Source organism: Cobetia sp. 29-18-1 (assembly GCF_029846405.1).
Taxonomy (GTDB): domain Bacteria; phylum Pseudomonadota; class Gammaproteobacteria; order Pseudomonadales; family Halomonadaceae; genus Cobetia; species Cobetia amphilecti.
This window is the reverse complement of record NZ_JARWKS010000009.1, coordinates 154,614-180,361: the sequence shown is the minus strand read 5'-3', so window position 1 is coordinate 180,361 and position 25,748 is coordinate 154,614. Positions and strand designations below refer to the sequence as shown.

The following is a 25,748-nucleotide window of genomic DNA, read 5'->3' as shown; positions in this document are numbered from 1 at the left end:
CCCCACGCCCCATGGTTAGCCCAGCGAGACATCCAAAAACAGCATGAGCACCAATCCGATGGAGAGGCCCAGCGTGGCCTTTTTTTGGTGCCCGCTACGATGAGTTTCGGGAATAATCTCATGACTGATCACATACAACATCGCCCCCACTGCAAAGGCCAACCCCCAGGGCAGTAGCGCTTGTGACATGCTGATGACTCCAGCGCCTAATAAGCCACCCAACGGCTCAACAAGCCCCGTAAGGGCGGCAATCGTCCATGACCGCCAACGTGAATAGCCCACGCTTAGCAGTGATACTGCTACGGCCAGTCCTTCTGGGGCATTCTGAAGTCCAATGCCAATCGCTAGCGGCATGCCTCCTTCGCTTCCCCCTGCGCCAAAGGCCACGCCAACGGCCAGCCCTTCTGGCAGGTTGTGTATCGTAATGGCAATAATAAACAACCAGATACGGCGTAGTGAGGCAGCCTCTGGCCCTTCTCGCCCCTATTCGAAGTGCTCATGAGGTAAGAGCTCGTTCAGTAGTGCGACCATTCCAATCCCTAGCAAAATGGCCGCACAAGCAATGGCAGCCGGCACAACGCTACCGCCATAACGCAGCTCCGAGGCTTCTAAGGAGGGTATGATCAGTGAGAAGAAAGAGGCCGCTAGCATGACACCAGCGGCGAACCCCAACGCTAAATCGCGAACACCACGATTCGGTGTTTTGGTAAACAAGACAGGAAGCGCCCCTACAGCCGTCATCAAGCCCGCCGCAAGGCTTGCCAATACCCCCATGGTGACGGGAGAAACCTCTTCCATACCGATTACCTGTGTTGTGATAGATGAGTGATTACACGGCTTGGGTTCCATAACGAGACAAGCGCACTTTCACGTTACTAACCCCCATGCAACGTTGTTAAGCACGAGTGGTTACGGCTCGTTAAACGAGATCAAGTCATAAAGTGACGCCGTACCGATAGCTTGTTCTAAGCGATCTCTTGCCTCGTAAAGTGACGCTTGATATTCACTTTGAGTCGGCTGTTCGCCTAGCATGATGCGTTGACCTTGACCAAGGGGGTCAACAGGCTGGTTATTGACTCTCACTTCGTAATGCAGGTTGGGCCCCGTGGCGACCCCAGAGGCACCTACCTCTCCGAGCGACTCTCCCGCATTGACTAAATTCCCAACCACTAACTGTGGGGAAAATCGGCTAAGGTGTGTGTAGCGACTGATTGCCCCTGTGTCGTGCTCCACCTCGATCACCTGCCCATATCCCCCTTGGCGACCCATAAAGGATACGCGCCCAGGTGCGGTGGCAATGACCGGCGTTCCTGTCGGCGCAGCCAAGTCAATTCCATTATGAGGACGCATCCCTCCATACACAGGATGTCGCCGATTCCCAAAGCGAGACGTTAAGCGGGCACTAAGCACGGGCAACCGCAACGTGCCTAGCAGGGTGTCGCTTTTGAAAAGAGCTACGTCCCCCTTTTGGGTGACCGGCCAAATGACCTCCAAGGGCTCTGCCTGATCAGGCAGAGCGGCATAACTGAGGCGTGGTGGCCCAACACGGGTGCCGTCCTGGCGTCGATCTTCCTCCCACACTAATTGAATACGTTCACTGCCAGAAAACTCCAACGGCGCTTCGATAAACTCGCTGAGCAGTGTTTCCAGTTTAGTGGCGAAACGCGTTGGGACACCTTCTGCAGCCAAGGCCTCGTAGAGGGTGGTATCAATGACGACATCACGCCCAAAGGTTAGGGTATCAACGCTATCGAGCGGTAATGTGCCTTCTTGCTCGCTAGCCGCCTGTAACTTGACAGGGCTAAGTTCAGACGGCGGCAATGGCAGATGCGTTTGCCAATTGGCTTCGGCTAGCAAGGGGTAAAAGCCCACCAAGCCTAATAACCACCAGCGCTGCATCACTGGCCATCCCCTTCCCCAGAGATCTCCGCTACTTCACTCTCGACGGCATCAATCAGCTCTTGCATACCAAAGGGGTCTAAAGGCTCGCCATTGACAAAAAAGGTGGGTGTTTGGCGAATCTGATTGGCTCTGACATCCGCCATGTCTTGGTCAATCACCGCCTGCACCTCAGCAGAAGTCAGTTGCTCTTCGGCAGCCGCTAAATCAAGGCCTCCTTGGCTCGCGATATCGAGGATGGCGGATTCATCAAAACTGCCATGTGAAGCCCATTGATCCTGGCGAGCCAGCAGCCTCTCCAGTACCGGTTCAAAGACGCCCTGACGACGAGCAACTTCTAATACCCGAATGGCCTTGTCCGATACGTCGCCGTGGAAAGGAGTGTAGCGCACGATGAGCCGCACTTTTTCTGGGTAGGTTTCCAGAATACTTTTTGTCAGTGGGTAGAAGGCACGGCAGGCTTCGCAAGCCGGATCGAAGAATTCCACAATCGTCACCGGCGCGTCTTCTCGTCCCAAGATGGGGGAGTGTGGACGCACCAAGGAGTCCTCGGCCTGGACACCGCTCTCTTTTGCTGCCTGAGCTTGCATGTCTAAGAGGGCAGGCTTCGATACGGCGACGATTGCAGCGGTCAGCATTAACGTACCAGCTAATATAAAAGACGCTTTTTTGAACATGTTTCTCTCTCTGTCTCAACGATGGGGTGGAAAAGTAGGGTTGAAAAATAAGCCAATCGCTATGGGAGTAAGTCGATCGCTACCTACCTGAGCCGGGAGTCGGCCTCGGTCTGTCACTCGTGCCCATATAGATTGGCATTTTGATGCGCGTGATCACTATGCTCAAACTCTAGGCTAGAATGAGCAATACTGAAGCGCATTTTAAGCTGCTCCTTGATCTCTGCTTTGACGGATTCAAGCTGCTGCCAGCCGGTTTCTGTCAGAACCACGTGGCAGTCAAGGGCTGCCATGTTTTCCTGCATCTGCCATAGATGCACATGGTGAATATCCTGGACTCCCTCGATATTTCGGACGGTATCAACGACTGCCTGCCCGTCAATTTCCGGGGGAGACCCCAGCATTAGCGTACGGATAGGGCCACCAATTTCAGAGAAGGCAAGGTAAAGAATATATAGCGCAATCCCTATCGTGATGGCGGGGTCTACCCAGCGCATGTCGTACAGTAAAATAAGCGAACCACCGATAATCACAGCGATGGAGGCAAACGCATCCGATAAGTTATGCAGAAAAAGGGCGCGGATATTGACACTCTCTTTTTGCATTGACCACGTGAGCATGGCGGTAAGGGCATCGACGACGAGCGCGACGCCACCAATAATCACGATCGTCCATCCCTCTATCTCAGGGGGATCGATCATCCGCATAGCGCCTTCGTAAATCAGGTAGACGCCGACAATAATGAGGGTGGTGTAATTGATGAGTGCTGCCACTATCTCGATGCGGCCATAGCCAAAGGTCATATGCGCATCGGCGGGCCGTCTGGCGATTTTACGAGCGGAAAAAGCAATGACTAACGCTGCCATGTCTGAAAAGTTATGTAACGCATCAGCGATCAGCGATAAGCTTCCCGCCATAATGCCACCGACGATTTGAGCGATGGTTAAGAGCCCATTGGCCCATATGGAGATGCTGACGCGCCGGTCGCCAGAGGCAGGATCAATGTGAGGATGATCATGATGATGTCCCATCTGTTACCTTCTCTCGAATTATCTGTTCTTGGTACTATAAAACCTCTAGCAACTAAAGCTTCAACCCTTGAGCATTGTCTATTTGCATCGCTGGATTGGGAAGAGCGTCCCTTGCTCCCAAGCAAGTCATGGCGTGCTGGGCCGAAGTGATCATGTTTTAGGTGCGGGGCTCAATCCACTTCAACCGGTAACGTCCAATCCACCATGAGTAGATTCATTTATTTTGTCGAGGCGCACCTTGTCTGGTTTGTAATCGTCGTCGCGGGGGTAGGCTTACTCTTTCCGGCCACCGGAATAATGCTTGAGTTCGCGATTGGGCCATTACTGGCATTACTGATGTTGATCATCAGCCTCACATTCGATGCGCATGCAGTGCGCATCGTGTTCCGTAAGCCGTCACGGCAGTTGTTGGCATTGGGGCTGGTCTATGGGCCGATGTCGATTGCCGGGTGGCTAACGGGCCGTCTATTTTTTGGAAGCGGCCCACTGGCTGCTGGCCAAATCTTGCTCGGCACTCTGCCGACGGATGTGTCCTCTCCTCTTTTGGTACTGATGGCGAAAGGCAATGTGGCGCTTGCCGCTGTTTTCAACGCAGTCAACACCGCGTTATGTCCGTTCATTGTCCCCTTCCTGTTTTTATGGCTCACCGGCCTCCAGTTGGACGTGCCGCTTGGTTCAATTATTCTTGAATTAACACTAATCGTGCTTGTTCCTACCGTGATTGGGGTCAGCTTGCGGACAAAGTTTTCGGCTTTCTTTGCACGGCATGATTCAGCGTATGCAGGGATAGGGTCAATTCTGTATCTGCTGATCCTACTCGCCGTGGTCGGGCCGAATGCCACCACGATCATTGGCTATGGCTGGTATGCGTTTGTGATTGCGGGCGCGGCCCTGTGCCTCAATTTGATTGGCTACCTGGTAGGTATGTCCTCACGGTTACTCACCTCTGATCGCAAAGAGGTGATTACCTATCTTTTCACGGTCAGTAAAAAGGAATTCAGCATTGCCGCAGCGTTTGTCGCTGCTTCCGGTTTGCCATCAGAAATCGCGATTCCAGCCGCTTTTTTTGCCGTGATTCAAATGATCACTTCGCCCATCGCAGCGAAGATTCTCGCCCGTCACTGAAGGGATGGCCGTATCGGTTCTCCGTCAGAAGAGCAACCTGCACACGGTGTGTACTGGTTGCTCTTACCGACAAAACAGATACCGCCTACTTATAAGGTTACAAATAGTACCTACGCTAAGTCACTGCGACCAATACTGACCTTGCTAAAAGCATTTAACACAGAGGCTTCGCAGGGTATCTGTTCCTTTTTGGATTTAGGGTGCTTAAACGTATCGGCGAATCCTGGGCAGTGACGAACTAGTTTTTGGACAACACCTTCTACGTGCCGCACGTTAGACAGCACTTGGCGTAACCACTGCTCGAAGCTGCCTTGGTGGCTCAGCGTGAAGACCAAACCTTTATAGGAAGGAGGCTTGGATGCCTCCTCGCTACCGCCAGCTCTGGGTTTTGGAGGGCGTCGTTGAATCTCCATGAGATAGAGTGTTTGATCTAACACATGCACCCTAATGACGAGCACCCCGCGAGGTAGCTTGGTCTGAGTATCAATGTAAACCCAATTAGCGACTGTCGTTTTCACCTCCTCGTCTATTTCGAAAGGTTCGAGGCTGATCAACCGAGGGTCGGGGGAAGTGCTAAAGCCGTCTTCAAAGGTAAACCAGCTAACGCCACGAATCGTTGCGGGATAGGCCGATTGTAAATAGAGAAGCGCATTCCACATATCACGTAGAAAGCCCTGTGATTCCAGTGTAATAGGAGCATGAATAGAGGCCTGTCCGACCCCTTTTCCTGATCCATGTGGCTCCCCAGTGGAGAAAATGGTTTCGTCACCCGGAACGGGGACGCCTCGTGTATCGGGCACATTTTTTCGAGTATATCGTTTATCCAAGACAGCGCGAGGCTTACCTAAAATAACGAATTCGTCCTCAGGAAGGTCTAGCCAAGAAGAGCCATGGTCGGGCTCTTCATCATCCGTCAGGTCAATGACATCGGGGATGTCTTGAAGCTGATGATAGGGAAATTGAGTGGGAGCATCATCGCCATCGGTGGCTGGTACTGTCGTTGACTTCTCTCTTTCGCGGTGGATCGTGGCACCGTCGGGCTGCGTACAGCCTAATATCTGCAATCCTAGAAATGTGTTGCCACCATCAATCGGAACGCCAGAAACAGAGATTTCCCCGCTGCCCTGGAACCAAGGCGTGACCTCAAAAAGTATCCTATCTGCGGGGAAGCGGGCTTCAATCTGTGAGTAAATGCTTCTGGCAGCCTGTTCAGCATAGGGATCGTACAGCATATGCGCGAGCAAAATAGCATCGTGTTTATGAACACGATACGTAAATTTGACAGGCCACGTACCTGGGGATGCAGGCGCGTTAAGCGGTCGATAAAGACGCTCTTTTACTTCTTCCCAAGGGTAAGTGGCGAGCACCCGCTTGATTTCAGATGATCGACCGTAAACGCGTGCAAAAAATTCGGTGCAAGGGATGAGCAGATGTTTGCCACCTGGGAGGTAAAATTCAATCAGGTACGATTTGTGTTTTCTGTCCAGCGGTAAATAGCTTGCCTCATGAAAGGAGGTATAGAGGCTGCGCCCTGCTTTGTGTAAGTCGTCTAAGGAGACAATCCGCCAGCCGCCCGGAGAGAACGAAACAGGGAATGTTTTCTCCTCAAATGCGATGCGGGAGTTGCTCACGCCCTTTTCCCAGACGGAGCCGATTCTCAATAGCCCGACATGCGTTAAGACCGTCGTTCGCTTAATCACATCTCCTAATTTGTTCTCCTGATCAATAGGTCTTAAAAATACATAAATTTTAGGGACGCTTTGTGAGCGGATATTTTTGAAGATAGGCCCGTACCACCAAACGACCAAGCGCTCAGTTTCGTCTTTAAGGGTGCCATCTTGAAAGCTAAAGGTTCTGCATTGTTTGAGAGAAACGGTCACAAGGGCGTGCTCTATGTAAACTCAACATAGAGATTGTCGCAGTAATTATTGTTTAGTCGCAACAATTGTTGGAAATGACAGCCACCGCCCACCAGCGCGACCCCACTGGCCGTGTGGTGCGGGGCGCGGAAAGGCCGCTGCCCCCAGCGCTCCATGATCGGCAGACCACATACCGAGCGCACCGCCGCGACTTCCAGTGCTTCCCCTTCACCCAGTGGCGGCAAGATGCCGGACAGGCGACTGGCCAGCATCGTCTTGCCGGTGCCCGGCGGACCAGCGAACAGCAGGTTGTGGCCGCCGGCCGCGGCGATCTCCAATGCCCTGCGTGCCTGATGCTGGCCACGCACCTCGCTCAGGTCGGGCTCCGGCAGGCGCGCCTGGGGAATGATCGAGCACACATGCGGCGTGAGGCGCTCGCGCCCCAGCAGGTGAGCCACCAGCTCCAGCAGATGGCCCACCGCCAGTACTTCCAACTCCTCGGCGAGCGCCGCCTCGTCGGCATTGCCGCGCGGCACCACCAGCGTCCGCCCCGCCTTGCGACAGCAGAGTGCGGCTGGCAGCACGCCGGTCACGGCACGGATGCTGCCATCCAGCGCCAGCTCGCCGAGGCACTCCATCGCTGCCACGGCCTCTTCCGGTATCTGCCCGGAGGCGACCAGAATCCCCAGCGCAATGGGCAGATCGAAGCGTCCGCCTTCCTTGGGGAGGTCCGCTGGCGCCAGATTGAGGGTGATGCGCCGCGCCGGAAACTCGAAGCCGGCATTGAGCAGCGCACTGCGCACCCGCTCGCGACTCTCCTTCACCGCCGCTTCCGGCAAGCCGACGATGGACAGCCCCGGCAAGCCGTTGGAAAGGTGTACCTCCACCTGAACTTCCGGTGCCTCGAGACCAAGTGACGCGCGCGTGCGCAACATTGCCAATGACATGAGCCTTCCCTGCGTGATGCCGCCTCTCAGTTGCACGGCGCAATCGGAGCAGGCACTGGCCTGCCATGAGCGCGAAGGCACACACCGCTGCCAACCCTCCCAGCATGGCAAACCTCATACTCCCCAGAAGGCGAGCGCCTCAACGCTCGGGCGCTCGACAATTGCCGCAAGGCTTCGCATACCCCCACGACACTGCCATGCGTCACCTGAAAATGCGTGTTCAGGTGACGGCTCTCGCGTCTATAACGTAAATTTCTTTACGCCCCAGACTCCCGCAATTACTGAATACGTAACAAACAGACAGGCTGTGGATAACATTACATAATTATTGCGTGTGGACATTTTTTGAGCGCTCAAAACTTCATCATTCGAGGCACTGGTGCCATCGATGATCAAGCGAGCCAACGTCGGACCAGGACACCCACAGCCCGATCTCAACTCACAAGCACCAACCAACAGAAATTAAACTCAATAACTGCAGGCAGGGTGCTTGGACGATCGACTCAGTCGAGTGATGAAAGCCATGTCAGAGATCAGAGTGAGCCAGAGGAGCTCATGAGGCGCCTGTCAGGGAGAGATCAGCGACGGCGCATGCGTTGCGTTCGAGGAATTTGCACGAGCATCGGGTCGTTGATGCCGGGGGTTGGCGCCTGAGGGCCTGGCGCTGGGTGACGGCTTATTGCTGCCTGGTGATAGAGAGCGTCTGGCGCCCTGCAACTGCATCTGCGGCTGCGGCTGCGGCTGCGGCTGCGGCTGCGGCTGCGGCTGCGGCTGCGGCTGCCATTTCAGCTTCACGCGCCGCGACGCGCCCGGGTGCTGACGCTGCGGATCGCTCACCGGCATGATGCTTACGCTGCCAGCATTGCCGACAAACGCTCGCGGCGAGTTAAAAGTAGCGGTTTTGGCAGCACTTTCCACGTAAAAGCGCCTGTTTTGGCGCATTTCAGCGCCACCATTCGCCACATGGGCATGGTGTGAGGCCGACTCGATACCTGCCTGCACCAAGAAAGTGCTCATACAGGGGCGATAGCGCCCTCGAGAGAGCCACAAGAGTGCCGCCGGACGGGGACTGCTGTATATTTGATCGGTTGTCCCGGCCTTGCCGGGAGGACCGCCAAGCTGTCTCACGGAACGCCGCCGCTGCGCGGCAGAGAATCGTCCAACCCACGGAAAGGGCCAGCCATTCAGGACGACTTCGGCTTGTTTCAGGAGCACTACCCATGCAAGACATGCTTGCCCCGCTGGCATCCCTGGCGGATGTGATCGGCATGCTAGGCACCACTCTGGTCGTCGGCGCCTTCTTCCTGCTGCAGATCGGCAGACTCGATGCCCGCAGCCTGACCTACAACCTGATGAATCTGAGCGGGGCGATCCTGCTGTTGATCAGCCTGTGCATCAATTTCAACCTCGCCAGCTTCGTGATCGAGATTTTCTGGATCATCGCCTCAGTGGTAGGTCTGGTGCGCTGGATGCTGGGCACTCGCCCCCAGACTGCCTGAGGCCGCCCCTCAGAATCAGCGGCGCCCATGACGCAAAAAACCGCCACGCCCCGAAAGGGCGTGGCGGTTTTGGTTCAGCCGTCACCTGACGGAATCAGGCGTCGCGCTGGCGCTCGATCTCCGCGGCGTGACTGGCGGCTTCACGCTTCGCCACCGCGGCTTCCCCCTCGTCATCCACTGGCGTGGCGGGCTCGGCAGCCGGTGCATTGCCCGCTACCAGCCCCTGCTTCTCCAGCAGTGCCTCAAGGGCGATGACCTGCTTTTCCAGCGACTCGACGCGGCTGCGCGTACGCGTCAGCACATCCATCATGATGTCGAAGTCTTCACGCGAGACCAGTTCCATGCGGTCGAAGGCACCGCGCATCACCCCTTGCACGGACTTCTGCAGCTCTTCCGGGCCATGCGAGGCATCCTGCAGGCGCTCACCGATCTGCTGGGCCATACGCCCGATGACGTCATTCTTGAACATGCTGCACCTCAGCCGTTGCGGGCCGGCGGCCGCGTCGTGCGGACTGCCGGTCAGAAAATGATGACACCCCTGTACATGGGGCCGTCGTGTCCTGCTGCAAGGATACGCAACCCTGGAGTCGGGTGCATGCCCCGCATCGTCCTGCACCAGACAATCCTCATCGGCAGGCACACACCTGCACCACATTAGCACTTGCCCCCACACCCAAAGGCGCAGAAACAGCACCATTACGGTGCATGCCAGGTGACCTTCGGATTCAGCCATCTTTGCACAGGCCGAAAGACTGTCAGCCATCCTGCGATAACCAGATGAGTTACAAGGATTTTCAGCCGCATGGCACATCTCGTGCGATGCACTTGTCAGGAACAGGCCGCCAGCTCATCTGACTGGCCATGCTTAACAAGAATGATCATTCCGGTAGCGAACGGGGGCAGCACATGAAACTGATCACCGCCATCATCAAACCCTTCAAGTTGGACGACGTGCGAGAAGCACTGGCCGACAACGGCGTGCAGGGGATTACCGTCACCGAAGTGAAGGGCTTCGGACGTCAGAAGGGGCATACCGAGCTGTATCGCGGTGCAGAGTACGTCGTCGACTTCCTTCCCAAGGTCAAGATTGAAGTGGCTGTCGATGACAGCAGTGTGGAATCGGTACTGGACGCCATCACCCAGGCGGCCAACAGCGGCAAGATCGGCGACGGCAAGCTGTTCGTCACTCCGCTGGACGATGTCATCCGTATCCGCACCGGTGAACGCGGCGCCGACGCTGTCTGAGCCCCGCGCACAATAACAAGGAGAACCCCGCATGAACGAGATCATCGAGGTCAAGTACGCACTTGATACCTTCTACTTCCTGGTCTGTGGCGCCCTGGTGCTATGGATGGCAGCCGGCTTTGCCATGCTCGAGGCCGGTCTGGTCCGCGCCAAGAACACCACCGAGATCCTGACCAAGAACGTGGCGCTGTTCGCCATCGCCTGCACCATGTACATGGTCGTCGGTTACCACATCATGTACTCGAGCGCCGAAGGCGGCTTCCTGCCGAGCCTGGGCTTCCTGATCGGTGCCGAGAATACCGCTGAGGAAGCGCTCGCTTCCGGTGGCGACATCTACTACAGCGCACGTTCCGACTTCTTCTTCCAGGTGGTGTTCGTGGCTACCGCCATGTCCATCGTCTCCGGTGCGGTCGCCGAGCGCATGAAGCTGTGGGCCTTCCTGGCCTTCGCCGTGGTCATGACCGGCGTCATCTATCCGGTGCAGGGTTACTGGACCTGGGGTGGCGGCTTCCTGAGCGCAGCGGGCTTCAGTGACTTCGCCGGTTCCGGCATCGTGCACATGGCCGGCGCTTCCGCCGCACTGGCAGGCGTGCTGCTGCTGGGCGCTCGCAAGGGCAAGTACGGCAAGAATGGCGAGATCAATGCCATCCCGGGCGCCAACCTGCCGCTGGCCACGCTGGGTACCTTCATCCTGTGGCTGGGATGGTTGGGCTTCAACGGCGGCTCCGAGCTGGTGCTGTCCAACATCGATGAGGCCAACGCGGTCGCTCAGGTCTTCGTCAACACCAATGCCGCTGCCTGTGGTGGTGTCATCGCCGCGCTGATCCTCGCCCGTCTGTGGTTCCGCAAGGCTGACCTGACCATGGCCCTCAACGGCGCGCTGGCTGGCCTGGTCGCCATCACTGCGGGTCCGCTGGCACCGAGCGTCGGTGCTGCCACCCTGATCGGCGCCGTCGGCGGTCTGCTGGTCGTGTTCTCCATCGTAGGTCTCGACAAGCTGAAGATCGATGATCCGGTCGGCGCCATCTCCGTGCACGGTGTGGTCGGTCTCTGGGGCCTGCTGGCCGTGCCGCTGACCAATGACGATGCCACCTTCTCCGCACAGCTGCTGGGCGCCGCCTCCATCTTCGCCTGGGTGTTCATCGCAAGCTTCGTGGTGTGGCTGATCATCAAGGCCATCATGGGGATTCGCGTCAGCGAGGAAGAAGAGTACGAAGGTGTGGATCTGGCCGAATGTGGTATGGAGGCCTATCCGGAATTCACCTCCAGCCGCAAGTAAGCCTGGACGCGACAGCACCTGCAGCATCAAGACTCCCGCCACCTGGCGGGAGTCTTTTTTCCTGACTGGATAAGCGGTGTATGCTTGAGTCAGAGACCGGCGTGACGAGCAGGCCTCGTTACCCGCACCATCACCCAAGGAGAGACACGATGAAACTGGTCACTGCCATCATCAAGCCATTCAAGCTCGACGACGTGCGCGAATCCCTGTCGGAGATTGGCGTGCAGGGTATCACCGTGACCGAGGTCAAGGGATTCGGCCGCCAGAAGGGCCACACCGAGCTGTATCGGGGTGCCGAGTACGTGGTCGACTTCCTTCCCAAGGTGAAGCTGGAAGTCGCGGTGGATGACGCCATGATCGATTCCGTGATCGAGGCGATCACCAATGTCGCCAACACCGGCAAGATCGGCGACGGCAAGATCTTCGTCTCGCCGCTGGAGCAGGTCATTCGCATCCGTACCGGCGAGACCGGCAAGGACGCCGTCTGAGCCTCTGGCACAAGCCCCTGGCACTGACGTGCTGCCCCGACGGGTGACATGAGCACAAAAAAACCGCAGGCCATCGGCCTGCGGTTTTTTCGTTTCAGCGCTTGTCGCTCATGCGTGATGCGCGTGGATCACTTCTCGACGAAGGCACGCTCGATCACGTAGTCACCCGGCACGCCCATCTTCGGCGAGATGGCGAAGCCGCGCGCATCCAGCATGGCGCTGATGTCGTCGAGCATCGCCGGGCTGCCACAGATCATGGCGCGGTCACGCTTCGGGTCCAGCGGCGGCAGGCCGATGTCCTCGAACAGCTTGCCGTTCTCGACCAGGTCCGTGATGCGGCCCTGGTTGCGGAACTCCTCGCGCGTCACGGTCGGGTAGTAGATCAGCTTCTCGGCGATCTCTTCGCCCAGATACTCGTGCTTGGGCAGCTCTTCCGCGATCATGTCGGCATAGGCCAGTTCGGAGACATGGCGCACGCCGTGCATCAGGATGATCTTGTCATAGCGCTCATAGGTTTCCGGGTCCTGGATGACGCTCAGGAACGGCGCCAGGCCAGTGCCGGTGGAGAACAGGTAAAGGTTCTCGCCCGGCAGCAGGTCGTCCAGTACCAGCGTGCCTGTCGGCTTGCGAGAGACCATGATCTGATCGCCCGGCTGCAGGTGCTGCAGGCGTGAGGTCAGCGGGCCATCCTGCACCTTGATGGAGAAGAACTCGAGGTGCTCCTCGTAGTTCGGGCTGGCGATCGAGTAGGCGCGCATCAGCGGCTTGCCTTCGACTTCCAGGCCGATCATCACGAACTGGCCGTTCTTGAAGCGCAGGCTGTCTTCACGCTGAGTGCGGAAGCTGAACAGCGAATCGTTCCAGTGATGGACGTCGATGACTTCGGTTGTGGTCAGACTGCTCACCTGATGGCCTCCCGGGGCGTGGCCCCTCGAATTCGATATTCCCTATTGGCATAAACAAATAACAGCTTATGACCCAATGAACTATGCAGCGATTGTAGTCACTGCAGGGTTATGCGTTAAATGGTTTATCTGGATATAGGTTATCTAGTTTACCAATATTGGTTGCGAATGAATCGCATTTCAACCTCGATCGTGCAGGATTCGCCCGCTCTGACGGCGAATCCTGCGTTGCGTTCACTTTCGCCTCCTCATCTCTGCCCCTTCACTGCATACCCCGGGAGGTCGAATGCGCTACAGCCTTCGCCAGCTGGCCGTCTTCGTGGCGGTCGCGCGGCATGACAATGTCTCGCTGGCCGCCGACAGTCTGGCCATGTCGCAATCAGCGGCCAGCACGGCACTGGCCGAGCTGGAGCGTCAGTTCGATTGCCGGCTGTTCGATCGCCATGGCAAGCGCCTGCGGCTCAATGGCCTGGGGCGTGAGCTGCTGCCCAAGGCGATCGCGCTGCTGGACCAGGCCGAGGAGCTGGAGCAGCTGCTCGGTCAGCAGGACGCCACCGGCTCGCTGGAGATCGGCGCGACGCTGACCATCGGCAACTATCTGGCGCCACAGATCATCGGTGACTTTCTGCATCATCACCCCGCCAGCCGCGTCGAGTTGCACGTGCACAACACCCATCAGCTGATCGACAAGCTGGTGCACTTCGAACTGGACATCGGGCTGGTGGAAGGCGAGGTGGAGCACCCGCTGCTGGAGGCGACCCACTGGGTCAGTGATCGGCTGAGCATCTTCTGTGCGCCGTCACACCCGCTGGCACAGGGCGAGGTCACGCTTGAGCGCCTGCTGGCGGCTCGCTGGATCATGCGCGAGCGTGGCTCCGGCACACGCGGCACCTTCGAGCAGGCATTGCGCCCACATCTGGACGGACCTTCGACCAGCGTCTCCCAGCGCCTCGACATCATGCTGGAGCTGGAACATACCGAAGCCATCAAGCGCGCCGTGGAAGCGGGGCTCGGCATCGGCTGCATCTCGCGCCTCGCGCTGAGAGATGCCTTTCGGCGCGGCAGCCTCGTCGAGCTGCCCACTCCATGGCTGGAGCTGACGCGCGCCTATCGCTTCGTCCACCATCGTGATCGCTTCATCACCCAGGCGATGCGCGAATTCGTCGCCGGTTGCCGCAACCTGAGCGGCAGCGCCTCACGCAGTGACGAGATCATCCTGCCGCAGGTGCCGTGATTCGCACACGCTCGGCCTTCAGCAATCGAGCCTGATGGCACAGAGCATCAAGACACCAACCCCTGATGACACCATCCCTCTTGTCACGGGAATCATAATAATAGTGACCACTCACACACAGACGCCGCCAGCGTTTCCGCTGGCGGCGTCCTGATCTCTGCATGACGGGGGGTGATCAGTGAGTCAGGCCGGTGAAACGCGCCTTGATCTCATCAGCGCTCTCGTGGGAGAGGTCCTTGTCGACGGTTTCCGTCACCAGCTTGGCGACCGGCTTGTCGAGCTTGTCGCGCAGCGCCCCCAGGAACTTGGGCGCGGCGGCGATGATTAGCTGATCGAACTTGCCGTCATTGGCCGTCTGCTTGAGGTATTGCGCGACTTCCTTGGCGAAGAAGTCCTGATGCTTGTCAGAGGTCGCGCCATCATCGCCAGTCTGATGCAGGCTGCCGTGCCCGCCGCTGGATTCACCCTTGCCACCGGTTCTCAGGTCACCGGTATGCTGGCGGCTTTCAGGATGTACGAGGCTTTCCACTTCGGTGACCTTGCCAGCGGCACGGGCAAAGATACGTGCACGTGCGGCGTCGGCAGCAACGATGTAAGTAACCATTTACACACTCCCTGTCTCTCGTGAGGCGTCGTTGATGAAGAATGACGATCATCGCTTCGCTTTCAATTGACTACATGCTGGCACCCTTGCGCACATTCAACCCTTGCCGCTCATTTCCCGTACACCGCCCCGCCAGCCCGACGCCTGAAGGTCGACAGGCAAGCGGATAACCAAAAACGCCAGGGCCGCCCCGAAGGGCGGCCCTGGCGTCTGATGCCTGTCACTGGCGACTGACAGGCTCGCATGTTGACGGCCTTACCAGGCTTGCCAATCCAGTTCCTCCGATGCGACGGGTCTGGCAGCGCGGGGACTGGAGCCCTGTGCGGGCAGGGTGCCTGCGCTGCGCGGCGCCATTGCGGGCGGCTGCGCAGGGCCATCCAGACGGAAGCGGCCCACCATCTCGGCCAGACGCGCCGACTGCTCAGAAAGCGCATCCGCTGCCGCGGCGGATTCCTCCACCAGTGCCGCATTCTGCTGTGTCACCTGGTCCAGCTCGGCCACGGCGCTGGAGACCTGTCCGACACCGTGATTCTGCTCCTGGGTGGCATGGCTGATCTCGCCGATCACCTCACTGACACGCATGACGCTGGCGACGATCTCGTTCATGGTGCTGCCGGCCACCCTGACCTGTTCGGCACCATTGCGCGTGCGCTCGTTGGCGGAGCTGATCAGCGTGGCGATTTCCCGCGAGGCCTCGGAAGAGCGCTGGGCGAGGGTACGCACCTCACCGGCCACCACCGCGAAGCCACGCCCCTGCTCACCGGCGCGTGCCGCCTCGACGGAGGCATTCAATGCCAGCAGATTGGTCTGGAAGGCGATGGAGTCCATGACACTGACGATCTCGGTGATCTTGCGCGAGTCGTCATCGATGCCCTGCATGGTGGTGACGACCTCTCCGATCACCTCGCCACCGCGACGCGCGACCTCACTGGCCGACTTGGCCAGTCCGTCAGCTTCATGTGCGGAGTCGGCGGACTGGGCGACGGTGCCGGAAATCTGCTCCATCGAGGCCGAGGTTTCCTGCAGATTGGCCGCCGCCTGCTCGGTACGTGACGACAGATCCTGACTGCCCTGGCTGATCTCGGCGGCGGCGGTCTGCACCGCGCCACTGGCGAGACGAATCTCGCTGAGCACGCCATTGAGGGTCGAGACGAAGCGATTGAAGGCATTGCCGATCTCGGCGACTTCATCACGCCCGCTGACCTGAATGCGCCGCGTGAGATCGCCCTCGCCTGCAGCGATATCCACCAGCGCATCACGCACCAGCGCCAGGCCGCGCAGACTGCGGCTGGCGATCCACGACATCACGGCGGCCGCCCCCAGCAATACCAGCAGCGTCATGGCCAGTGTGGTCCACAGTTGGGCATAAAGCGGTGCATCCGAGTCGGCCACATCCAGGGCCAGCGCCAGACGCCAACCGGTGTCTCCCAGCCCTGCCGAATCCAGCTCGGCACTGAACATGCGGTAATCACGCTGCTGGATATCGACCACCAGTGCCGACTGGCCAGCGGCCACCAGGCGATTGCTGCTGGCCAGGGTCTCGGGCGTCAGCGCCGATGCGAGAGCACTCATCGGCTTGAGCACCAGGGCATCATCCGGGTGGGCGATCAGCGTGCCGGTATCGTCGATCAGGAAGGCGAAGCTGTTGGGCGTCGGCGAGAGTTCGGCGACCGTGCGGGTGATGAACGCCAGCGGCAGATCACCACTGACCACGGCGACCAGCCGTGAGCCGCGATAGACCGGCGCCGCCACGCTGATTTCCAGTTCGCCACTGGTGGCACCGACATAGGGCGCCGTGATGACGGGCTTGCCGGTCGCCACCGCCGCCTGATACCAGCCACGTTGGCGCGGGTCATAACCTGCCCGCCCCGGGCGCCCATCGAAGTAACGGAAACGACCATCCGGGAAGCCGACATAGGTCTTGCTGAAGTCGCCCTGCTTCATCGCCTGGGTCAAGGCGGCATCGGGGAAGTTCTCGAGGCTACTGGCCGCGATGCCGCTCACCGCGTTGATATGCACGCTGAACCACTGGCTCAGCTGGGCGGCGTTCGATCTCAGCAACTGTTGCTGGTAGTCGCTCTCATCGGCATGCGTATTGCGGAACTTGGTCCAGGCATTCAGGCTGCTGACGACCACCAGCGCCACCAGCACTATCGCCACACAGGCTAACGTGATGCGCGCACGTAACGAGGCAAACATCGCCACTCCTTGGTTCAAATCCATCGGGAAGGGGGCCGGGGGCGCCAGCGCAGAGCGCGTCGGTCTGCCCCTCGGTGGCAAGGCATGCAGGCATGCGGTGTACCGGCGTCATCATCGGTACGTGCCGCCCTCTGTATCGGCATGCCCGGCCTTTCCTTTACCCCGCCAGCCACATGCAACGCTCCTCCATCGTCGCCGGAACCGACACTGGCGTCGCGACTCCCGGACATGACGTCGATGGCGAAGTGCGTGCTAACATCCGCCCAACGCGGGGTGCCGCCTGCCCGTCTGCCACCGCTCCCCTCATCCTGTGGTCTTTTCTCGGAGAAGTTTCGATGCGCAATCTGCTCCTGATGCGCCGCCCGCTGCCCCGGCGCGTGCTGGTCACCGCTCACCTGATGCTGCAGCTGGGATTGCTGGCGGCTGCCAGCGGCTGGACGCTGCAGCACTTGACGCCCATCGGGCCTGACAATTCGCTGGTCGCGCAGTGGCCGGTACTGGCGCAGGGTGTCGGCGGTTTCCTGCTGGCCTTCGTGATGACGCGCCTGCTGTTCGAGTTGCTGATGGCGCCGCATCACCTGCTGAGCATTCGCGGGGGCAATCACACCCTGGATGCCGCGGCGCTTGTGACGCGCTCCATCTCGCGCCGCCCGGCGGTGCACGACAATGACGACAGCTGGGTCGGCAAGCCGCGCAGCGTCACCTGGCCGCGCGAAGGCGAAGAAGCCCCCGCTGCCACAGCGGCGACGGCGACATCTGCCGATACACCTGCCGCTGCATCGCCCAAGGCCGCAGCCAAGCCGCAGGAGCCAAGCCTGGGCAGCGATGAAGAGCTGCCAGACACCAACAGCAGCGAAGTACGCCGCACCGAGCCCAGCCTCTAAACGAGCCTCTTTATCCAGAGGCGCGAGATCATAGTGAGCGCCCACTTATTGCCTTGCGACTCACACACGAAAACGCCCCGCGTGATGGAAATCACGCGGGGCGTTGTCTTTTTACGGCTTACAGCATCCGATCGGTCCGTGGCCTCAATGTCCCAGAATCTGGCTGAGGAACAGCTGGGTCCGCTCGGACTGCGGATTGTTGAAGAACGGCTCCGGCGCGTTCTCTTCGATGATCTGGCCCTGATCCATGAAGATGACGCGGTCGGCGACGGTCTTGGCGAAGCCCATCTCGTGGGTCACGCACAGCATGGTCATGCCCTCATTGGCCAGTTCGACCATGACATCCAGCACTTCCTTGATCATCTCCGGGTCCAGCGCCGAGGTCGGCTCATCGAACAGCATCACCTCCGGGCTCAGACACAGCGAGCGCGCGATCGCGACACGCTGCTGCTGGCCGCCGGACAGCTGACCGGGGAACTTGTGGGCCTGATCGGCGATGCGCACGCGCTCTAGGTACTTCATGGCTTCGGCTTCCGCCTCGCGGCGCGGCCGCTTCTGCACCCAGATCGGCGCCAGACAGCAGTTCTCGAGCACCGTCAGATGCGGGAACAGGTTGAAGTGCTGGAACACCATGCCGACGTTGCGACGGATCGCCTCGATCTGCTTGATGTCCTGGGTCAGCGGCATGCCGTTGACCACGATATCGCCTTCCTGATGCTCCTCGAGATGATTGATGCAGCGGATCATCGTCGACTTGCCGGACCCCGAAGGGCCACAGATGACAATACGTTCGCCCTTGCGCACGCTCAGGTTGATGTCGCGCAGCACGTGGAAGTCGCCGTACCACTTGTTGAGGCCCTTGAGCTCGATCATCGGGCGCTCATCGGCGCCGGTGTTGCCCTGCGAGGCGGATGTTGTCGTTGTCATGATGAAGATTCCTTGGCGCCGTGATCAGCGCTTCTTGTGACCGGTATGCAGCAGGCGCTCGAGATACTGGCTGTAGCGCGACATGCTGAAGCAGAAGACCCAGAAGACCAGCGCCACGAAGGCGTAGCCCTCGATGGAGTAGCCCAGCCATTTGGGGTCGGCGAGACCGGCCTGCACGATGGCGAGCAGATCGAAGAGCCCGATGATCAGTACCAGCGAGGTGTCCTTGAACAGGGCGATGAAGGTGTTCACGATGCCGGGAATCATCAGCTTGAGCGCCTGGGGCAGCACGATCAGCCCCATGTTGCGCCAGTAGCCCAGCCCCAGCGCCATGCCGGCCTCGGTCTGCCCCTTCGGGATCGCCTGCAGGCCACCACGCACCACTTCCGCCATGTAGGCACTCTGGAACAGGGTGATGCCGATCAGCGCGCGCACCAGCTTGTCGAGGTTGACCTCGCCAGGCACGAACAGCGGCAGCATCACCGAGGCCATGAACAGCACCGTGATGAGCGGCACGCCGCGCCAGAACTCGATGAACACCACGCAGATGCTCTTCACGATCGGCATCTCGGAGCGACGCCCCAGCGCCAGCAGGATCCCCAGCGGCAGTGCCGCCACGATACCCACCACCGCCAGCACCAGTGTCAGCATCAGACCGCCCCACTCGTGGGTACCGACGATCTCGAGGCCGAAGCTGCCGCCATGCAGCAGGAAGTAGGCGATGAAGGGGAACACCGCCAGGCTGACGATGGCGACCCAGCCCTTGGCCGGCAGCTTCGGAATCGCCAGCCAGGCGATCAGGGCCGCAAAGACGGCGAAGACGATATCGACCCGCCAGGTTTCCTCGCTCGGGTAGAAGCCGTAGATGAACTGATCGAGACGCGCACTGATGAAGACCCAGCAGGCGCCCTCCCCCGTGCAGTCCTCTCGTGAGGTGCCGCTCCAGCTGGCATCGATCAGCGCCCACTGCAGGCTGGGCACCACCAGCAGATAGACCAGATACAGCGCGAACAGCGTGAACAACGTATTGATCGGTCCGGCGAACAGATTGCTGCGCAACCAGGCCACCGCGCCGATGCTGTCGCTCGGCGCCGGACGGGAATCGATCATCTTCTCGGTGACCCGTGACAGGGTCTTTTCAATCGACATGGGCAGACCCTCAGCGCTCGACCAACGCCATGCGGGCGTTGAACCAGTTCATGAACATGGAGACCAGCAGACTGATGGTCAGATAGACCAGCATCGTCATGGCGATCACCTCGATGGCCTGACCGGTCTGGTTGAGCGTGGTACCCGCGAAGACCGAGACCAGATCGGGGTAGCCGATGGCCGTGGCCAGCGACGAGTTCTTGATCAGGTTCAGGTACTGGCTAGTCAGCGGCGGGATGATGACGCGCAGCGCCTGCGGCACCACCACCAGACGCAGTGTCATGCCACCGGACAGCGACAGCGCCCGTGACGCTTCGGTCTGGCCGTGCGGTACCGCTTCGATGCCGGAACGCACGATCTCGGCGATGAAGGCTGCGGTATAGACCGACAGCGCGACCCACAGGGCGAGGAACTCGGGGACGACCGTGATACCGCCATGGAAGTTGAAGCCCTTGAGTTCCGGCAGCTCCCAGCTCAGCGGCATGCCCATCGCGAAGTAAGCCAGCAATGGCGCCACGATGATCAGGCCGAGCGAGATCCAGCCCGCCGGCAGGCGCTGTCCGGTACGCGCCTGACGCTGTCGGTTCCAGTAGCTGAAGATGCCGCTGGCGACGACGGCCAGCACGAACACCGCAATCACCACCGAGAAACCGCTGGAGGTGATGGGAGCCGGCACGAACAGACCGCGCACGTTGAGGAAGAACGCCTCGCCCAGCGACAGCGAGCCACGCGGACTTGGCAGGGTTCTCAGGACGGCGAAATACCAGAAGAAGATCTGCAGCAGCAACGGGATGTTGCGGAAGACTTCGATATAGACCGCCGCCAGCCGCGAGATCAGCCAGTTGGGGGACAGACGCGCGACCCCCATGACGAAGCCGATCACGGTCGCGGCGATGACACCCAGCGCGGATATCAACAAGGTATTGAGCAGGCCGACGATGAAGGTATCGCCATAGGTGGATTGCTCGGAATAGTCGATCAGGCTCTGCAGGATGCCAAAGCCTGCGGTGTTGTCCAGAAAGGCAAAGCCGGTGGTGATGCCACGGCTTTCGAGGTTGGTCAGGGTATTGCTGACGATGATCGCCAACACACCGAACACGCCTGCCAGCATCAATAGCTGGAAGATCAGTGCCCGCTTGGCCGGGTCACGCCAGAATGGCGGCTTGACCGTGGCCGGCGGGCGAGAAGCAGGTTGTGTCATACAGGCAATCTCCGCCGGAAAGCTATGCGACTTCCGCCTGCCGTCCTATCGAACGGCAGATCAGTTATCTCTCGGCACTCGATGAATGGGTCACGAGGTACAGGCTGGGGCTCATTAACCGGGGCCCACATGACGCTGGCCAGAGGAAGTGGAGCAAGACGCTCACTTCCTCTGGCCAGCGTCCTTGCTCAGCCTGTCATGAGGGGCAAGGCCCACCCGCAGTACAGGGCGAGCCCGCGCATCAGCGAACCGGCGGGGCGTACTGGACGCCGCCATCGGTCCACAGTGCGTTCAAGCCGCGCTCGATACCCAGTGCGGAGCCGGTACCGACGTTGCGCTCGAACATCTGGCCGTAGTTACCGACCTGCTTGATGACCTGGTAGGCCCAGTCAGCCGGCAGCCCCATGGCTTCCCCGTAGTTGCCATCGGCACCGACCAGGCGCGCGACGTTCGGGTTGGTGTCCGACTTCTTCTCTTCGATGTTGTCGGAGCTCAGCCCCATCTCTTCGGCGTTGATCTGCGCGAACAGGGTCCATTTGACGATGTTGAACCACTGGTCATCGCCCTGACGGACGACGGGGCCCAGCGGTTCCTTGGAGATGACTTCCGGCAGCACCATCGCGGACGCCGGATCGGAGAGCTTGATACGCAGCGCGTAGAGCTGGGATTGGTCGGAGGTCAGGACGTCACAACGACCGGCTTCGAAACCCTTGACGGTCTGGTCGGAGGTATCGAAGACGACCGGCTCGAAGGACATGTCGTTCAGGCGGAAGTAGTCCGCCAGGTTGAGCTCGGTGGTGGTGCCGGACTGGATGCAGACGGCTGCCCCGTCCAGCTCCTTGGCACTGGAGACGCCCAGGTCCTTGCTGACCATGAAGCCCTGGCCGTCGTAATAGTTCACGCCAGCGAAGTTGAGGCCCAGTGATGTGTCACGGGTCGCCGTCCAGGTGGTGTTGCGGGACAGGACATCAATCTCGCCGGACTGCAGCGCGGTGAAACGCTCCTTGGCCGTCAGCGGTACATAGCGCACCTTGCTGGCATCGCCCAGCACGGCGGCGGCGACGCCGCGGCAGACATCGACATCGAGGCCCTGCCAGTTACCGGCGTCATCCGGTGCCGAGAAGCCCGGCAAGCCGGTGCTGACGCCACACTGGACAAAGCCCTTTTCCTTGACGCTATCCAGGGTCGCGGCACTGGCGCCTGTCGCCATGGAGGCGGCCAGGACAGCGGCGCTAGCGATCAGCAGTGGCTTCTTGTTGTTATGCATCGTGATTCCCTCGCGAAAGTCTGGAGTCCGCTCGATCAGCCTCGAGTCAGAAGTGGTGCAATGCATTGCATGGCACCTACCGACAATAGCAAGCCGCGTTCCAATTTCCGCCTATCGCGTGATCCGCTGCGTTCAACGCTGAAAAAAGCGCTAAAACCCAGTGATATAGGCCAAAGCCTCGGAGTGGGGCGGCGGATCATTCCGCGCGATTGCCGCGCAGTTAGGCTCATGGCGAGACCAGTTCGCCTCATATCGGTGCAAAATAAAAACGGCCGTTTCATTGCGAAACGGCCGTTGGCGGTGCAGCGATGTGGCGCGAGTGGCAGATTGCGACCAATGTCTCGGTCTGCCTGACTCAACGCTTGTTCATCCCATCAGGCACGTTTTCGTGCCTGATGGGACTCCCTTGCCACCGCAAGGTGCATGCGGATCACTTCTCCAGCAGGCGCTGCATGAAGGGCGGCAGCACCAGGGCGGCGCGATGGCCTTCGACGGTATAGAAGTCACGCGCGAAGGTGGCGGCAGCGGCATCTTCCTCGCGGAATGACTTCACGTCACAGCTCTTGCCCGCCAGGGTGCAGCTCCACCAGCCGGACGGATACACCGGCTGCGGGAACGGCAAGGTCGCGACGCTATCAAAGCCCGCTTCGCCCATGTCGTTGCGCAGGTCCTTGATGATGGAATCGGTGTGATAGAGCGGGGACTCGCTCTGCTGCACCATCAGGCCGCCCTGCTTGAGGATACGATGGCAGCGCTTGAGGAAGTCGGTCTTGAACAGACCTTCCGCCGGGCCGACCGGGTCGGTGGAATCGACGATCAGCACATCGATGCTCTCGTCCGGGCAGTTGTCGACCCACTTGACGCCATCCTCGAACAGCAGCTCGGCGCGCGGGTCGTCATTGGACTCGACCAGCGCCGGGAAGAATTGCTCGGAGGCACGCGTGACCGCCGGATCGATATCGATCTGGGTGACCTTCTCCACGCCCGGGTGCTTGAGCACCTCACGCAGAGTGCCGCAATCGCCACCGCCGATGATGACGACACGCTTGGGGTCTGCATGAGCGAACAGCGCCGGATGCGACATCATCTCGTGATAGAGGAAGTTGTCACGGTCAGTCAGCATCACGCAGCCGTCCAGCACCATCAGGTTGCCGTAGGTCTCGGTGGCATAGACTTCGAGGTGCTGATAAGGGGTCTGCTCGTCATGCAGCTTGTGGCTGACCTTGAGCGAGAAGGCGCTGCCGTGGCGATCGAAGATTTCGGTAAACCAGGAGCCATCGAGACGTTCGGTCATGGGGGACCCTCGCATTGGATATCACAGACGGGATATCAAGGTATGGATAGAGACGGCACGATGGCCATCGGAAATTGCGCCAATCAGCACTGCGCCAGCATCAGGCCGGCAGTTCACGGCCCGCATGACGACCACGCGGCGTGATGTCGTGATACGCGACATGCCGGGCAAGCGCCAACATGGCGCAGGCGCTGCACCATAGCCAAAGACGGCCGGAGTGGAAAGTGTTGATGCATGACAATTTCAGACAGGCCGCGTATCGATGACACGCGGCCCGGGGGAGAGGCTCAACGAGAGGCCGGCCCGAGGCGGACCAGATGGAGAATCAGCCTGACGCACTGAAACACTCCCAGCCCGATGAGGATGCCGGCGAGGTCCGCCAGCGCATCCAGCACCTCAGCGCCGCGATAGGGAATCGCCAGCTGCAGACATTCGATGGCGACGCCCAGCAACAGCAGGAGCGGCAGGATGATCAAGCTGGTCAAGCCCGCCAGCCGTGTGGTCAGCGCCAGCAACGCGAAGGCGGAGAAATGCTGCAGCTTGTCCCAGGGGAAGGTCTGCTCCGGATGCGGCACGCCCGGGGAGAGCGTGCCGAACAGGATCAGCAACAGGCACAGCAGAGCCACGAATGCCCAACCGCGGCGCGGGATGAGACGCTGCTCGACCGGCGTCATGCTGACACCCCCGCTGGCCGGCGCCCTTCTGCTTGCTGCCCTGCTGCTTGCCACCTTCTATAGGCAGCAACAGGGGTGACAGCAGAGAAGACCATGATGGGCTCTCCCATCAGCCGCGGGCGACCGGTGTCGCATTGGCGGCGTCATCCTGATGGTAGGCCGGGCTCAGCTCGTGCAGCGCGTCCATCAGGGCATTGACGTTGCCCGGGTCGGTGAACTGGCTGATGCCGTGCCCCAGGTTGAAGATGTGGCCCGGGCCCTGGCCGTAGCTGTCGAGGATACGCCCGACTTCGGCACGAATGGCGGCCGGCGTGCCGAACAGCGCATTCGGGTCCAGGTTGCCCTGCAGGGCCACACGATGGCCGACACGCTCACGCGCATTGGACATCTCGGTGGTCCAGTCGAGGCCGACGGCATCACAGCCGGTGGCGGCGATGTGTTCGAGCCATTGGCCACCATTCTTGGTGAACAGGATCACCGGTACACGGTTGCCTTCGCTGTCCGGCTTGAGGCCAGCGACGATCTGCTCCATGTAGCGCAGCGAGAACTCGAGGTAGGCCGGCGTGGACAGGGTGCCGCCCCAGGTATCGAAGATCTGCACCGCCTGAGCACCCGCGGCAACCTGGGCGTTCAGGTAGTCGGTAACGGCCTGCGCCAGGGTGTCGAGCAACTGATGCATGGCTTCCGGATTGGAATACATCAGGCCTTTCACGTGACGGAAGTCCTTGCTGGAACCGCCCTCGACCATATAAGTGGCCAATGTCCACGGGCTGCCGGAGAAACCGATCAGCGGCACGCGACCGTTCAGCTCACGGCGGATGGTGGACACGGCACGCATGACGTAATCGAGATCACGCTCGACATTCGGCACGCTCAGCGCCGCGATTTCCTCGGCAGTCCGCACTGTCTTGCGGAATTTCGGGCCTTCGCCAGTCTCGAAGTAAAGGCCCAGCCCCATGGCATCCGGGATGGTCAGGATGTCGGAGAACAGGATGGCGGCATCCAGCGGGAAGCGCTCCAGCGGCTGCAGCGTCACCTCGCAGGCACGCGCGGTGTCCATGCACAGGTCCATGAAGCCACCGGCCTGACCGCGGACTTCGCGATATTCCGGCAGATAGCGGCCAGCCTGGCGCATCATCCAGACGGGAGTACGGTCGACCGGCTGACGGGCCAGCGCGCGCAGGAAGCGATCATTCTTCAAGGTCATCGGAATCACACATCAGCTCGGGGAATGTCTCGGCATTCTATCAGAGCCTGAGAAAAATCCCGCCCATCGTGGCGATGCAACAAATGCATTGGCAAATCGCCCCGCCTTTATAGTCCCTTTGCTGGCGTCATCCGGCCATTGTGGTGGTGGCGGCAAC

The 25,748-nt window shown here is 59.9% G+C and carries 22 protein-coding genes and 2 pseudogenes; 7 read left to right on the top strand and 17 right to left on the bottom strand.

Going from position 1 to position 25,748, the window contains the following annotated elements:
- Positions 1-15 precede the first annotated feature (15 nt).
- From QD208_RS17670 to QD208_RS09475, 4 genes and pseudogenes are all read right to left on the bottom strand, one after another.
- Positions 16-798 (bottom strand): annotated as a pseudogene (locus QD208_RS17670) (ZIP family metal transporter).
- A 111-nt stretch (positions 799-909) separates the two neighbouring features.
- Positions 910-1,899, bottom strand: a complete 990-nt coding sequence (locus QD208_RS09485; RefSeq protein WP_175088980.1) for a M23 family metallopeptidase — start codon at positions 1,897-1,899, stop codon at positions 910-912.
- Positions 1,899-2,576 carry a thioredoxin domain-containing protein gene (locus QD208_RS09480; RefSeq protein ID WP_175088979.1) on the bottom strand — a complete coding sequence of 226 codons (678 nt, stop codon included), beginning with the start codon at positions 2,574-2,576 and terminating at the stop codon, positions 1,899-1,901. The genes QD208_RS09485 and QD208_RS09480 overlap by 1 nt, the downstream gene beginning before the upstream one ends.
- Positions 2,577-2,689: 113 nt before the next feature.
- Positions 2,690-3,604, bottom strand: coding sequence for a cation diffusion facilitator family transporter (locus tag QD208_RS09475; RefSeq protein WP_225347468.1), 915 nt, complete (start codon positions 3,602-3,604; stop codon positions 2,690-2,692).
- 204 nt (positions 3,605-3,808) lie between these two features.
- On the opposite strand from QD208_RS09475, the gene QD208_RS09470 reads away from it, so the two are divergent.
- Positions 3,809-4,729 (top strand): bile acid:sodium symporter family protein, encoded by a 921-nt coding sequence (locus QD208_RS09470; RefSeq protein WP_175088977.1) that lies wholly within the window; start codon positions 3,809-3,811, stop codon positions 4,727-4,729.
- Positions 4,730-4,839: 110 nt separating this feature from the next.
- Here the strand turns inward: QD208_RS09470 and QD208_RS09465 are convergent, their stop codons facing one another.
- On the bottom strand, positions 4,840-6,609 hold the full coding sequence (locus QD208_RS09465) for a hypothetical protein (protein ID WP_225347467.1): 1,770 nt from the start codon (positions 6,607-6,609) through the stop codon (positions 4,840-4,842).
- Between the two features lie 80 nt (positions 6,610-6,689).
- Positions 6,690-7,535 (bottom strand): annotated as a pseudogene (locus tag QD208_RS09460) (magnesium chelatase domain-containing protein); the annotation flags it as partial.
- Positions 7,536-8,755: 1,220 nt separating this feature from the next.
- Between QD208_RS09460 and QD208_RS09455 the strand changes: the two are divergent.
- A complete protein-coding gene (locus QD208_RS09455) occupies positions 8,756-9,034 on the top strand; it encodes a hypothetical protein (RefSeq protein WP_043331581.1) in 279 nt (92 codons plus the stop codon).
- Between the two features lie 94 nt (positions 9,035-9,128).
- Here QD208_RS09455 and QD208_RS09450 read toward each other — a convergent pair whose 3' ends face one another.
- Positions 9,129-9,503, bottom strand: a complete 375-nt coding sequence (locus tag QD208_RS09450) for an accessory factor UbiK family protein (protein WP_192839057.1) — start codon at positions 9,501-9,503, stop codon at positions 9,129-9,131.
- Positions 9,504-9,940: 437 nt separating this feature from the next.
- On the opposite strand from QD208_RS09450, the gene QD208_RS09445 reads away from it, so the two are divergent.
- The 3 genes from QD208_RS09445 (at position 9,941) to glnK (ending at position 12,046) form a co-directional block, all read left to right on the top strand.
- Positions 9,941-10,279: a P-II family nitrogen regulator gene (locus tag QD208_RS09445; RefSeq protein WP_043331582.1), complete on the top strand. Its 339-nt coding sequence runs from the start codon at positions 9,941-9,943 to the stop codon at positions 10,277-10,279.
- Positions 10,280-10,310: 31 nt separating this feature from the next.
- Positions 10,311-11,558 carry an ammonium transporter gene (locus QD208_RS09440; RefSeq protein ID WP_043331583.1) on the top strand — a complete coding sequence of 416 codons (1,248 nt, stop codon included), beginning with the start codon at positions 10,311-10,313 and terminating at the stop codon, positions 11,556-11,558.
- Positions 11,559-11,707: 149 nt separating this feature from the next.
- Entirely contained in the window at positions 11,708-12,046 is a 339-nt protein-coding gene (gene glnK / locus QD208_RS09435; protein ID WP_024951507.1) for a P-II family nitrogen regulator, read from the top strand.
- Positions 12,047-12,174: 128 nt separating this feature from the next.
- Here glnK and QD208_RS09430 read toward each other — a convergent pair whose 3' ends face one another.
- Positions 12,175-12,951, bottom strand: a complete 777-nt coding sequence (locus tag QD208_RS09430) for a ferredoxin--NADP reductase (RefSeq protein WP_043331585.1) — start codon at positions 12,949-12,951, stop codon at positions 12,175-12,177.
- Between the two features lie 286 nt (positions 12,952-13,237).
- On the opposite strand from QD208_RS09430, the gene QD208_RS09425 reads away from it, so the two are divergent.
- Positions 13,238-14,185: a LysR family transcriptional regulator gene (locus QD208_RS09425; RefSeq protein ID WP_107335730.1), complete on the top strand. Its 948-nt coding sequence runs from the start codon at positions 13,238-13,240 to the stop codon at positions 14,183-14,185.
- 175 nt (positions 14,186-14,360) lie between these two features.
- Here the strand turns inward: QD208_RS09425 and QD208_RS09420 are convergent, their stop codons facing one another.
- On the bottom strand, positions 14,361-14,789 hold the full coding sequence (locus QD208_RS09420) for a host attachment protein (RefSeq protein WP_043331587.1): 429 nt from the start codon (positions 14,787-14,789) through the stop codon (positions 14,361-14,363).
- A 255-nt stretch (positions 14,790-15,044) separates the two neighbouring features.
- Positions 15,045-16,988 carry a methyl-accepting chemotaxis protein gene (locus QD208_RS09415; protein WP_279836603.1) on the bottom strand — a complete coding sequence of 648 codons (1,944 nt, stop codon included), beginning with the start codon at positions 16,986-16,988 and terminating at the stop codon, positions 15,045-15,047.
- A gap of 335 nt (positions 16,989-17,323) precedes the next feature.
- Here QD208_RS09415 and QD208_RS09410 point away from each other — a divergent pair, with 335 nt between their 5' ends.
- Positions 17,324-17,872, top strand: coding sequence for a hypothetical protein (locus QD208_RS09410; RefSeq protein ID WP_225347462.1), 549 nt, complete (start codon positions 17,324-17,326; stop codon positions 17,870-17,872).
- Between the two features lie 144 nt (positions 17,873-18,016).
- On the opposite strand, the gene QD208_RS09405 is transcribed toward QD208_RS09410, so the two are convergent.
- The 7 genes from QD208_RS09405 to hemE all read right to left on the bottom strand — a co-directional run bounded on the left by QD208_RS09405 (position 18,017) and on the right by hemE (position 25,591).
- Entirely contained in the window at positions 18,017-18,745 is a 729-nt protein-coding gene (locus QD208_RS09405) for an amino acid ABC transporter ATP-binding protein (protein ID WP_043331784.1), read from the bottom strand.
- A gap of 78 nt (positions 18,746-18,823) precedes the next feature.
- Entirely contained in the window at positions 18,824-19,948 is a 1,125-nt protein-coding gene (locus tag QD208_RS09400; RefSeq protein WP_043331588.1) for an amino acid ABC transporter permease, read from the bottom strand.
- A gap of 10 nt (positions 19,949-19,958) precedes the next feature.
- Positions 19,959-21,149, bottom strand: a complete 1,191-nt coding sequence (locus QD208_RS09395; protein WP_279836600.1) for an amino acid ABC transporter permease — start codon at positions 21,147-21,149, stop codon at positions 19,959-19,961.
- Between the two features lie 241 nt (positions 21,150-21,390).
- Positions 21,391-22,416: an amino acid ABC transporter substrate-binding protein gene (locus QD208_RS09390; protein WP_153635024.1), complete on the bottom strand. Its 1,026-nt coding sequence runs from the start codon at positions 22,414-22,416 to the stop codon at positions 21,391-21,393.
- A 430-nt stretch (positions 22,417-22,846) separates the two neighbouring features.
- Positions 22,847-23,710: a polyamine aminopropyltransferase gene (speE, locus tag QD208_RS09385; protein ID WP_153635023.1), complete on the bottom strand. Its 864-nt coding sequence runs from the start codon at positions 23,708-23,710 to the stop codon at positions 22,847-22,849.
- A 287-nt stretch (positions 23,711-23,997) separates the two neighbouring features.
- Positions 23,998-24,384, bottom strand: coding sequence for a VanZ family protein (locus tag QD208_RS09380; RefSeq protein WP_215823670.1), 387 nt, complete (start codon positions 24,382-24,384; stop codon positions 23,998-24,000).
- 109 nt (positions 24,385-24,493) lie between these two features.
- On the bottom strand, positions 24,494-25,591 hold the full coding sequence (gene hemE, locus QD208_RS09375) for a uroporphyrinogen decarboxylase (RefSeq protein WP_279836597.1): 1,098 nt from the start codon (positions 25,589-25,591) through the stop codon (positions 24,494-24,496).
- Positions 25,592-25,748 lie beyond the last annotated feature (157 nt).

Excerpts from the sequence above, each read along its gene's own strand:
- QD208_RS09455 (WP_043331581.1), top strand. The coding sequence starts at position 8,756 with ATGCAAGACATGCTTGCCCCGCTGGCATCCCTGGCGGATGTGATCGGC.
- glnK (WP_024951507.1), top strand. The coding sequence starts at position 11,708 with ATGAAACTGGTCACTGCCATCATCAAGCCATTCAAGCTCGACGACGTG.
- QD208_RS09410 (WP_225347462.1), top strand. The coding sequence starts at position 17,324 with ATGCGCAATCTGCTCCTGATGCGCCGCCCGCTGCCCCGGCGCGTGCTG.
- QD208_RS09415 (WP_279836603.1), bottom strand. The coding sequence starts at position 16,988 with ATGTTTGCCTCGTTACGTGCGCGCATCACGTTAGCCTGTGTGGCGATA.
- QD208_RS09400 (WP_043331588.1), bottom strand. The coding sequence starts at position 19,948 with ATGTCGATTGAAAAGACCCTGTCACGGGTCACCGAGAAGATGATCGAT.
- QD208_RS09390 (WP_153635024.1), bottom strand. The coding sequence starts at position 22,416 with ATGCATAACAACAAGAAGCCACTGCTGATCGCTAGCGCCGCTGTCCTG.
- QD208_RS09395 (WP_279836600.1), bottom strand. The coding sequence starts at position 21,149 with ATGACACAACCTGCTTCTCGCCCGCCGGCCACGGTCAAGCCGCCATTC.
- QD208_RS09440 (WP_043331583.1), top strand. The coding sequence starts at position 10,311 with ATGAACGAGATCATCGAGGTCAAGTACGCACTTGATACCTTCTACTTC.
- QD208_RS09485 (WP_175088980.1), bottom strand. The coding sequence starts at position 1,899 with ATGCAGCGCTGGTGGTTATTAGGCTTGGTGGGCTTTTACCCCTTGCTA.
- QD208_RS09425 (WP_107335730.1), top strand. The coding sequence starts at position 13,238 with ATGCGCTACAGCCTTCGCCAGCTGGCCGTCTTCGTGGCGGTCGCGCGG.
- QD208_RS09405 (WP_043331784.1), bottom strand. The coding sequence starts at position 18,745 with ATGATCGAGCTCAAGGGCCTCAACAAGTGGTACGGCGACTTCCACGTG.
- QD208_RS09380 (WP_215823670.1), bottom strand. The coding sequence starts at position 24,384 with ATGACGCCGGTCGAGCAGCGTCTCATCCCGCGCCGCGGTTGGGCATTC.
- QD208_RS09420 (WP_043331587.1), bottom strand. The coding sequence starts at position 14,789 with ATGGTTACTTACATCGTTGCTGCCGACGCCGCACGTGCACGTATCTTT.
- speE (WP_153635023.1), bottom strand. The coding sequence starts at position 23,710 with ATGACCGAACGTCTCGATGGCTCCTGGTTTACCGAAATCTTCGATCGC.
- hemE (WP_279836597.1), bottom strand. The coding sequence starts at position 25,591 with ATGACCTTGAAGAATGATCGCTTCCTGCGCGCGCTGGCCCGTCAGCCG.
- QD208_RS09445 (WP_043331582.1), top strand. The coding sequence starts at position 9,941 with ATGAAACTGATCACCGCCATCATCAAACCCTTCAAGTTGGACGACGTG.
- QD208_RS09475 (WP_225347468.1), bottom strand. The coding sequence starts at position 3,604 with ATGGGACATCATCATGATCATCCTCACATTGATCCTGCCTCTGGCGAC.
- QD208_RS09480 (WP_175088979.1), bottom strand. The coding sequence starts at position 2,576 with ATGTTCAAAAAAGCGTCTTTTATATTAGCTGGTACGTTAATGCTGACC.
- QD208_RS09470 (WP_175088977.1), top strand. The coding sequence starts at position 3,809 with ATGAGTAGATTCATTTATTTTGTCGAGGCGCACCTTGTCTGGTTTGTA.
- QD208_RS09450 (WP_192839057.1), bottom strand. The coding sequence starts at position 9,503 with ATGTTCAAGAATGACGTCATCGGGCGTATGGCCCAGCAGATCGGTGAG.